General features: G+C 41.4%; 2 protein-coding genes. Both read left to right on the top strand.

The features are described from left to right. Positions 1 to 515: 515 nt before the first annotated feature. Positions 516 to 1,610, top strand: coding sequence for a glycine cleavage system aminomethyltransferase GcvT (gene gcvT, locus PSF31_RS20980; protein ID WP_096863171.1), 1,095 nt, complete (start codon positions 516 to 518; stop codon positions 1,608 to 1,610). Positions 1,611 to 1,655: 45 nt separating this feature from the next. Continuing rightward, on the top strand, positions 1,656 to 2,048 hold the full coding sequence (gcvH, locus tag PSF31_RS20985) for a glycine cleavage system protein GcvH (protein ID WP_036958523.1): 393 nt from the start codon (positions 1,656 to 1,658) through the stop codon (positions 2,046 to 2,048). Positions 2,049 to 2,140 lie beyond the last annotated feature (92 nt).

The raw sequence follows: 2,140 nt of genomic DNA on the forward strand, positions 1-2,140 counted from the left end.
GGTCTGAGGCACAATCTTATAAATTGTGCCTTTTTCTTTTTTAATTTCAATATACAAAGTGTCATCACTGGTTTCTGTATACGAAATAACCCTGCCGATCTTGTTTTAGTATGAATAGCAGACTTTTCTCTTTTTATCATGACTGAAAAAAACTAATTACATTCATTTTTCGCATTAGTTTTATTTATATTGGTGTGATGGGTTTTATTGGCGAAGCTATCATTTAAATTCTTTAATTGATGATATTTTGAGCTTATAGACGCTAAATGTAAGGGTTTTGAGTGATCATTCTCAATTATTTAACAAAAAGCACTGGCAAAATCAGAGCGCAATCAGTAATACAGATGGATAGTCGCCCTATTTTTTTTTATAGAATAGAACTGCAAACAGTGGTAGGTTTTTTAAAAGTTATCGTTTGCGTCGGGTTAAAATTATCACGCGACTTTGTTGCAGATGGGTAATTTTCACTACGCAATCACCCTGTCATATTAATTAATAATGTAAAGAGGGTATTCATGGTAAAGCAAACAACGCTATATGATGAACATATAGCCTGCGGTGCAAAAATGGTCGATTTTCATGGTTGGATGATGCCGTTGCATTATGGTTCGCAGATCAATGAACATAATTTTGTCAGAACCGAAGCAGGGATGTTTGATGTTTCCCATATGACTATTGTCGATTTACACGGGGAAGGCTGTCGCGATTTTCTCCGTTATCTTCTCGCCAACGATATCAATAAACTCACAGAGCAAGGCAAAGCTTTATATACAGGTATGCTGAATGCTTCCGGTGGTGTTATTGATGACCTGATTGTGTATTACCTCGCTGATGACTTTTATCGTCTCGTCGTCAACTCAGCAACACGCGATAAAGACCTCGCTTGGATTGAACAACATGCTAAAGGTTATGCCGTTGAAATTCGTGTTCGTGATGACTTAGCGTTATTAGCTGTCCAAGGGCCGCAAGCACCAGAAAAGGTTCATTCATTACTGAGTTCGGAACAAAATAGCGCCATTGAAGGAATGAAACCATTTTATGGTATTCAAACTGGAGATTTGTTCATCGCAACCACGGGCTATACCGGCGAAAAAGGTTATGAAATTGCTATGCCTAAAGAGCAGGTCGTTGAATTTTGGCATAAACTGCTTAAGGCAGGGGTACACCCAGCGGGCTTAGGGGCGCGGGATACTTTGCGCCTTGAAGCCGGTATGAACCTATATGGGCAAGATATGGATGAAACGATTTCACCATTAGCCGCGAATATGGGATGGACGATCTCTTGGAAACCAGAAGATCGCCAATTTATTGGCCGTGAAGCATTGGAAAAATTACGCGAACAAGGTACTGAAAAACTTGTCGGTATTGTGATGCGTGAAAAAGGTATACTGCGTGCAGGGCAAGTTGTTCGCTTTACTGATGAACTGGGGAAACTACAAGAAGGGGTAATAACCAGTGGCTCTTTCTCGCCAACCCTTGGCTTCAGTATTGCGTTAGCGCGTGTCCCGAACGGAATTCAAGACAAAGCAATTGTTGAAATCAGACAAAGAGAAATGCCAGTTGAAGTTGTTAAACCGGGCTTTGTCCGTGAAGGTAACTGCTTAGTGTAATTTGGGCGAATCTGATTAATAAATTTAAAAATTGAGAGGCTAATGATGAGCAATACACCTAAAGAATTAATGTACACCCGTGAACATGAGTGGCTGCGCGATGAAGGTAATGGTGAATTTACAGTTGGTATCACCGAACATGCGCAAGAAACGTTGGGTGACATGGTGTTTGTTGATTTACCCGAAGTGGGGACGGCGGTAAGTGCAGGTGATGACGTTGCAGTCGTCGAATCAGTTAAAGCAGCATCTGATATTTACGCACCACTGAGTGGCGAAATTGTGGCGGTTAATAGTGAGTTGAATGACGCGCCAGAACTCGTAAATGAACAGCCGTATCAAGAAGGTTGGATTTTCCGCATTAAAGCATCCGATACTGCAGAGCTGGCGGATTTGATTGATGCGGCGGGGTATACTTCTATGATTGAAGCCGAAGAATAGTTTATTCGTCATATTTTGTGTTGTGGCGGTGTTGGCTTCGCTCTCTCGCCCTAGTCACATACTTATGTATGCTCCTAGGGTCTCATTTGCTT

The organism is Providencia sp. PROV156 (assembly GCF_028480905.1).
In the GTDB taxonomy this organism is placed as follows: domain Bacteria; phylum Pseudomonadota; class Gammaproteobacteria; order Enterobacterales; family Enterobacteriaceae; genus Providencia; species Providencia hangzhouensis.